The sequence below is a fragment of the Pedococcus sp. NPDC057267 genome (assembly GCF_042668795.1).
Lineage (GTDB): Bacteria > Actinomycetota > Actinomycetes > Actinomycetales > Dermatophilaceae > Pedococcus.
The window spans coordinates 1-7718 of sequence record NZ_JBHUYG010000144.1; the positions used below are offsets into that span (position 1 = coordinate 1).

Genomic DNA, 7718 nt, shown 5'->3' on the forward strand with positions numbered 1-7718 from the left:
CCAACTTTTTTTTTCCCCGGAGCCGGCCGGGCGGGGGGGTTTAAGCCCCAAGCACCCGGTGCGCGCGCCGGCGCCGGCGGCCGGGGGTGGGCCGCGGCCCCCCCGGTCCGCGGCACACCCCCTCGGTGCCCCCCGGCACCTGTCCTGCTCGGGCGCGTCAGTCGGTGACGCGCCCGTCCTCGACCAGCCGCGGGATGCGGTGGTTGCCGAGGAACACGCCCCGCGGGTCGACCGCGGTGCGGATGGCCTTGAGCTGCAGCCACGCCCGCTCGTCGTAGGCGCTGCGGGCGTCCACCGCCCCCTCGGCGAAGTTGAGGTAGCGGCGACCGCCGGCCCAGGGCTCGAGCGCCCCCACCAGGCGTGCCGCGTCCACCTCGCCCTGCACCGCCATCTCGGGCGTCGCGGCGATCGCGACACCGAAGGCGAGGAACTGCCCGTCGAGGCGCTTCAGGGCACCGCCCCGCTCGTCGTCGCGGCCCAGCGCCCCGCCGAGCTGGCGCAGCTCCGCCGCGAGCAGCGAGGACGTCGACCCGGGCCCGACCTCCGCCAGGAAGGCGTCGACCGCGGCGCCCGGCAACGAGCCGAGCATGGTCGAGTCGGAGACACCGGGGGTCGGGCCCTCGGGATCCATGTGCAACCGCACGAGCGCCCGGGCCGGCATGCGCCCGAAGGTGTCGATCTCGGGTCGCAGGTCCCGGAGGCCGGCGATGAGCTCGGCGCCCCGCTCGTCGCTGCCCAGGACGGCCCCGTTGACCATGACGATCGAACGGCCGCGGAGCATCTCCGGGATCTCGGGGATGGGCGGCAGGTTGAGCACCCGGAACGAGGTGGTGACCTCGTCGGGCGCCTCGGGCGCCCACTCCGCCCAGCGGCGCAGCACGCGCTCGGCCTGCTCTCGGTCCCAGATGAGCATGCCGGCATACGCCGACTCGATCGGGTAGAGCCGGAACTCCAGGGCCGTCACCACGCCGAAGCTGCCGCCACCGCCGCGCACGGCCCAGAACAGCTCGCAGTTGCGGTTGGCGTCCGCGCGGACCAGCTCGCCGTCGGCCGTGACGAGCTCGACGGCCGTGAGGCTGTTGGTGGCGAGGCCCAGCTGACGGGCGTACCAGCCGATGCCCCCGCCCAGGGAGTAGCCGGCGACACCCACGTCGGGGCTGCTGCCGTGCAGCGCCGCCAGCCCGGCGTCGGCGGCCGGCTCGGTGACGTGCTCCCACAGCGCCCCGCTCTCGACACGGGCGATGCGGCGGGTGCTGTCGATGCTCACGCGGGTCATGGCCGACGTGCGCAGCAGGACGACGTCGCCGAGCCCGTGTGCCGCGAGCGGCCCGGCGTTGTGGCCGGTGCCCTGCGGCGCGACCCGCAGCCCGGCGGCCGCGGCGGCGCGGACGACCCGCTGCACGGCGGCGACGTCGGTCGGGGTGGCGACGGCCGCCGGTCGCTGGTCGACGGCGACGTTCCACGGCATCCGCGCGGCGTCGTAGCCGGGGTCGCCGGGCAGCTGCACCTCCGCGTCGCGCAGGTCCCGGAGGGACTCGGCGCGCAGGTCCGAGGTGGTGAGCTCGATGGTCATGGGTGACTCCTTGTTCCGCTTTCTGGTCTGTGCGGAACACGGTGCGCCCATGCGCTTGGGCCGGACTTGGGACCGACTTGGGGTGGCGCCCCCGGACACGCCTCGAGCCCCCGGCGACGCAGGCGGGGGCTCGAGGGCTGCGGGGGCTCAGACCTTCATCGGCAGCGCGGTGATGCGCGGCGGCACGGGCGCCTGGACGCGCGAGCGCACGTCGGCGACGGCCTGCTGGAGCAGCCCGATGAGGTGGTCGGCCGGGGAGTCGATGCAGGCCACCGCGATGCCCTCCACGGCATACGCGACGATGTGTGGCGCCGTCTGGCGGCGGAAGACGCGCTCGCGGACCCGGGCGTCGCGCGCGTAGCGGACCGCCCAGGCGTGGGCCTCCGGCACGGCGGCGAAGGCGGCCTCGCAGCGGGCGTGGACGTCCGCGTGCTCCTCGGGCAGCGTGTCGAGCATCCGCTCGGCGGTCAGCAGCCCGACGGCGAGCACGTTCTGGCGGGTGGCCGAGACCAGCGGCAGGGCGGTTGCAGCGGCGTGGACGGCCAGCGAGACGTCGATGGCGAGGTCCTCGCCGACGAGCCCCACGACGTCCGGGACGAGCATGGCGATGCGCCGGCGCTCCTCGTCGGACAGGGCGTCGTTGACGAGCCGGGCCATCGAGGCGAGGAGCGGATGGGTGCAGCGCGGGTGGTCGCTCCACTTCTCACCGGCGAGGAACGAGGCCATCTCCATGAAGCAGGCGCCCTTGCGGGGGGTGCGGTGCTTGCCGGCGGACAGCACGGGGACGAGGTCGGGGGTGTTCGTGACAGGCGACATGCTGGCTCCCAGGAACCGGGTCGGCGGGCCCTCCCCGTGGTCCCTCGTCCACTATGCGCCGCGACCGGGTCGAGCGCTAGCCCGGTTCCGCGCCCGGGGCGGCCGCCACGGCCAGCGCCGTGCCACCGGAGGCAAACGGGGCCTGCCGAAGGCGTGGCGTCAGCCCGGTGGTGGAGACCGCCCGCCCGCCGCGGGCCGATGTGGACGCGCCACCGGCAACCCACCATGGGTGGTGCGGGGAAGCGGCCAGGGGACGGGTCGGGCGCCCGCCGCAGGGACAGCTCGTGAGAAGGGAAACCGGAGGCATGACCGTCATCGACCGCCTCTACACCAACGCCTGGTACGTCGCCCACGCCGCGCCCGAGAAGCGCGAACAGCTCGCCGCCGACGTGACCCGGACGTGGATGGCCGCGGAGGCGGCCGTCGAGGACGCCAACCGCGCCCGCACCGTGTCGGGCCTGTCGCCGGCCCGCTCCGCCGTCGCCCTGTCGCTCGGCAACTCCGCACAGGCCGAGTACCAGCGGGCCCGCGCCCGCGCCCTCGAGGCGGCCCGGTGCACGGACATCATCGCCGGGCACGCCTTCACGATCACGCGCACCGGCGAGCGCGGTGGTCCCGTGCTCATCGAGGTCGCCTCGTGCACGCTGCCGCGCACGGTGACCTTGAGCCAGAACCAGCGTGGGGGCGAGTGGACGGCCACGATGGTCGACCCCCAGTCCCGGCACGCCGAGCGCTTCACCGCCCTCCTCGGCACCGACCCGTGGGACGCCATGCACCGCGCGTGCGACTGGATCACCAGCGGCCAGCTCTGAGCCGACCTCCCCTCCCGGCCGGCTCGGGAAACCCCGCCAGACGCACCAGCGCGGGACCGCCCGGGGCCCGGCCTGTCGGGCAGGACGCTGACCGAGGCGGACCCGGACCACCTGCGCCGCTGCGTCGAGCTCGAGCTGGCCCGCCGGGCAGCCGCGCTGCTGGCCGGCCGCGCCGGGCGAGCCGCCGCCCTCGCGCGGCCCTCCTTGCTAGGCCTCGGGGACGTTGGCGCGCAGCTCCTCCAGCCACGCGCGACCCGTGACGTCCGACGGCATCCGCCAGTCGCCGCGCGGCGACAGCGACCCGCCGGCGACGACCTTGGGGCCGTTCGGGAGGGCCGATCGCTTGAACTGGTTGGCGAAGAACCGGGTGAGGAAGGCCTCCTCCCAGCGCCGGATCGTGGCCAGGTCGTATGCCGTGCGCCGGTCCTCGGGGAAGCCGACGGGCCACTCGCCCGCGTCGGCGTCGGCCCACGCGTGCAGCGCGAGGAACGCGATCTTGCTCGGGCGGTAGCCCCAGCGCAGCACGTGGTAGAGCGTGAAGTCGTTGAGTGCGTAGGGGCCGACGGCGTCCTCGGTGGACTGCATCGCCTCGCCCTCGGCGACCGGCACGAGCTCGGGGCTGATCTCCTGGTCGACGATCGTCATGAGGGTGTCGTTGACCTCGCGCTCGAACTGGCCGCTGGCGACGACCCACCGGATGAGGTGCTGGATGAGCGTCTTGGGGATCCCGGCGTTGACGCCGTAGTGCGACATCTGGTCGCCGACACCGTAGGTGCACCAGCCGAGGGCGAGCTCGGACAGGTCGCCGGTGCCGAGGACGATGCCGCCGCGCTGGTTCGCCGCGCGGAAGAGGTAGTCGGTGCGCAGCCCGGCCTGGACGTTCTCGAACGTGACGTCGTAGACCTCCTCGCCGTCTCCTGCCGGGTGGCCGAGTCCCTTGAGCATCTGGGTCGCGGCCGGGCGGATGTCCAGCTCCTCCCACGTGATGCCGAGGCTCTCCATCAGGTGGATCGCGTTCTCCTTGGTGCCCTTGCTCGTCGCGAAACCGGGCATCGTGAAGCCGAGGATGTCGGTGCGCGGCCGTCCGAGCCGGTCCATCGCCTTGGCGGCGACGATGAGCGCGTGGGTGGAGTCGAGGCCCCCGCTCACGCCGATGACGACCCTGGGCTGCCAGGTGTCCGAGCCGATCGAGCGCAGCCGCTGCTCGAGCCCGGAGACCTGGATGTTGTACGCCTCGTAGCAGTCCTGGGCGAGCCGCGCCTCGTCGTCGGGGACGAAGGGGAAGCGGTCGACCTTGCGCCGCAGGCCGATGTCGCCGCGGGGCGGGTCGAGGGTGAACTCGACGGCCCGGAACAGCTCGCCGTCCTCCTCGCCGATCCACTCGGTGCGCCGGTTGTCCTCGAACGTGCCCTGCCGGATCCGATCCTGACGGATGGCGTCGAGGTCGACGTCGACGACGGTGGCCTGCGCGGACTCGGGGAACCGCTCGGTCTGGCCGAGCAGCCGTCCCAGCTCGTAAGCCATCGTCATGCCGTCCCACGACAGGTCGGTGGTCGACTCGCCCCGGCTGGCCGCGGCATACAGGTAGGCGGCACTGCACCGCGCGCTGGCGGAGCGGGCGTGGAGGTGGCGGTCCTCGGCGCGGCCCACGGTGATGGGCGAGGCCGAGAGGTTGACCAGCACGGTGGCGCCGGCGAGGGCGGCCTTGGCGCTCGGCGGCACCGGCACCCACATGTCCTCGCAGACCTCAGCGTGCACGGCGAGGTCGGGCAGGTCGGCGGCGCGGAACACGAGGTCCACGCCGAAGGGGATGTCGCCGTCCTCGTCGGCCCCGGGCCAGTGCGGACGGGTGAGGACGGTCCCGCGGATGCCGGCGCCGGAGGCGAACTGGCGGGCCTCGTAGAACTCGCGGTAGGTGGGCAGGTGCGACTTGGGGGCGACGCCGAGGACGTAGCCGCCCTGGATCACGACGGCGCAGTTGTAGATCCGGCTGCCGCTGCGCAGCGGTGCACCGACGACCACGAGCGGCCGCAGCCCCCTGGTGGCGGCGGCGAGGTCGACGATCGCCCGGTCGACGGCGTCGAGCAGGACGTCCTGCATGAACAGGTCGTCGATCGAGTAGCCCGACAGGCTCAGCTCGGGGAAGAGGGTGACGGCGACACCGTCCTCGTGGTGCCGCCGCACCTGCTCCAGGATGGCCTCGGCATTGCGGGCCGGGTCGGCCGCGGAGACGGGCAGCGTGCACGCCGCGACCCGGGCGAAGCCGTGGCGGTAGGCCGAGCGGAAGTCCTGGCTGGCGGCTCCGGAGTCCATGCGCCGAGTCTGTCAGAGCGCACGAGGACGGGTCGCGGCGACGGAGAGGCGCGTCACAGCCGTGCTCAGCGCCCGGGTGCGGGAGAGGAGCGGCCGACTCGCATGTCGAGACAGGACGAGACGGCCGGGGAACATCGTCCGGCGGCTGGGACTTGGCACTGGTGAGGGCCGTCGCCCGGTGACCCACCGCGAGCGGCGCCCACAGTCCCCCACGAAGGAGTTGATGACGTGCAGCAGCGTGTGCTCGGCGACCTGAAGGTCAGCGCGATCGGGCTCGGCGGGATGCCGATGTCGATCGAGGGCCGACCCGACCGCGAGCGGTCCGTCGCCACCATCCACGCCGCCCTCGACGCCGGTGTCACCCTCATCGACACCGCGGACGCCTACCACCGCGACGCCGGCGAGGTCGGGCACAACGAGTCCCTCATCGCGCAGGCCCTGAAGTCCTGGGGCGGCGACACCTCGTCCGTGGTCGTGGCCACCAAGGGTGGCCACCTGCGCCCGGGTGACGGGTCGTGGACGGTGAACGGCGACCCGGCATACCTCAAGCAGGCGGCCCGCGACTCCGCCACGCGGCTCGGCGTCGAGGCCATCGGCCTCTACCAGTTCCACCGCCCGGACCCGAAGGTGCCGTATGCCGAGTCCGTCGGCGCGCTGGCGGAGCTGCTCGACGAGGGCGTCATCGCCCGCGCCGGCATCTCCAACGCCACCGTCGCGCAGATCGACGAGGCGAACGAGGTCCTCGGCGGCCGGCTCGTGTCGGTGCAGAACCAGTTCTCCCCGAAGTTCCTCTCCAGCCGCGACGAGCTCGACCACTGCGCCGAGCTCGGGATCGCGTTCCTGCCGTGGAGCCCTCTCGGCGGCATCTCCAACGCCTCCGAGCTGGGGTCGCGGCACGCCGCGTTCGCGGAGGTGGCGAAGGCGCACGACGTCAGCCCGCAGCAGGTGGCGCTGGCGTGGGAGCTGTCGCTCTCGGAGGTCGTCCTGCCGATCCCCGGTGCCTCCCGTCCGACGTCCATCCAGGACTCGGTGAAGGCGGCCGACCTCGTGCTGACCACCGACGAGCTCGAACGCCTCACCACCGCGGGCTGACCGCCCCGCTCGCGAGACCAACCCCTCCAGGCCGTCCGGCCGGGGCACCCGTCACGACGTGGCGGCGTGCCCCAGCCGGGCGGCCTGTCGGGTGAGGTGGTCGCGCTCGGCGGCGTTGGTCGCGGCGCGGGCTGCCGCGGCATACAGGGTGCGGGCCTGCTCGAGGTTCCCGGCGCGTTCGTGCAGGTGGGCGGCCACCGCGTCGTGCCGCGGCACCGAGGGTGGGACGGCGGCGAGCGCCCGCAGCCCGGCGAGCGGCCCGTCCGCCTCCCCGACCGCGACCGCGCGGTTGAGCGCAACGACGGGGCTGTCGGTGAGGGCCGCCAGCTCGTCGTACCACTCCAGCACCTGCGTCCAGTCCGTCTCCCCTGCGGTGGGGGCGTCGGCGTGCAGGGCCGCGATGGCCGCCTGGGCCTGGTACTCGCCGAGCCGGTCGCGGGCGAGCGCCGTCTGCAGGACGTGGATCCCTTCGGCGATGAGGGCGGTGTCCCAGCGCGAGCGGTCCTGCTCGGCGAGGGGGACGAGCTCGCCGTCCGCCGTGAACCGTGCCTCCCGGCGGGCGTGGTGCAGCAGCATGAGCGCGAGCAGCCCGGCGACCTCGGGCTCGTCGGAGAGGGTGGCCAGCTGCCGCGTGAGCCGGATGGCCTCGGCCGCCAGGTCGACCTCGCCGGAGTACCCCTCGTTGAAGACGAGGTAGAGCACGGTGAGCACCGAGCGGAGGTCACCGGGCGTGCGCAGCCGCTCGCCGTCGACGGTGCGCTTGGCACGGCTGATCCGCTGGGCCATCGTCGCCTCCGGCACGAGGTACGCCTCGGCCACCTGTCGTGTCGTGAGGCCGCCGACCGCGCGCAGGGTGAGGGCGACGGCCGAGGCGGGCGTCAGCGAGGGGTGGCAGCACAGGAAGTACAGCAGCAGCGTGTCGTCGGCCTGCTCGGTGGGCCCGGGGGCCGGCTCCTCCAGCTCGCGCTCCTCCCGGCGGCGCCGGGCGGCCTCCGAGCGCTGCAGGTCGACGAGCTTTCGCTGCGCCACGGTGACCAGCCACGCCCTGGGGTCGCGCGGCAGCCCGTCCGCCGGCCAGCGGCGGTACGCCTCGATCAAGGCCTCCTGGACGG

The 7718-nt window shown here is 74.1% G+C and carries 6 protein-coding genes; 2 read left to right on the plus strand and 4 right to left on the minus strand.

The window, feature by feature from the left end; genetic code table 11:
• Nucleotides 1-157: 157 nt before the first annotated feature.
• Both ACFUC1_RS19595 and ACFUC1_RS19600 read right to left on the minus strand, forming a co-directional pair.
• Nucleotides 158-1573, minus strand: a complete 1416-nt coding sequence (locus ACFUC1_RS19595; protein ID WP_379122826.1) for an FAD-binding oxidoreductase — start codon at nt 1571-1573, stop codon at nt 158-160.
• A 147-nt stretch (nt 1574-1720) separates the two neighbouring features.
• Entirely contained in the window at nt 1721-2389 is a 669-nt protein-coding gene (locus tag ACFUC1_RS19600) for a hypothetical protein (RefSeq protein ID WP_379122828.1), read from the minus strand.
• A gap of 305 nt (nt 2390-2694) precedes the next feature.
• Between ACFUC1_RS19600 and ACFUC1_RS19605 the strand changes: the two genes are divergently transcribed.
• Nucleotides 2695-3201, plus strand: coding sequence for a hypothetical protein (locus tag ACFUC1_RS19605; RefSeq protein WP_379122830.1), 507 nt, complete (start codon nt 2695-2697; stop codon nt 3199-3201).
• A 207-nt stretch (nt 3202-3408) separates the two neighbouring features.
• Here the strand turns inward: ACFUC1_RS19605 and ACFUC1_RS19610 are convergent, their stop codons facing one another.
• On the minus strand, nt 3409-5514 hold the full coding sequence (locus tag ACFUC1_RS19610; RefSeq protein WP_379122832.1) for an NAD(+) synthase: 2106 nt from the start codon (nt 5512-5514) through the stop codon (nt 3409-3411).
• Nucleotides 5515-5742: 228 nt separating this feature from the next.
• Between ACFUC1_RS19610 and ACFUC1_RS19615 the strand changes: the two genes are divergently transcribed.
• Nucleotides 5743-6606 carry an aldo/keto reductase gene (locus ACFUC1_RS19615; RefSeq protein WP_379122834.1) on the plus strand — a complete coding sequence of 288 codons (864 nt, stop codon included), beginning with the start codon at nt 5743-5745 and terminating at the stop codon, nt 6604-6606.
• Nucleotides 6607-6657: 51 nt separating this feature from the next.
• Here ACFUC1_RS19615 and ACFUC1_RS19620 read toward each other — a convergent pair.
• The coding region (locus tag ACFUC1_RS19620; protein WP_379122836.1) for an RNA polymerase sigma factor at nt 6658-7718 on the minus strand (1061 nt) is incomplete at its 5' end.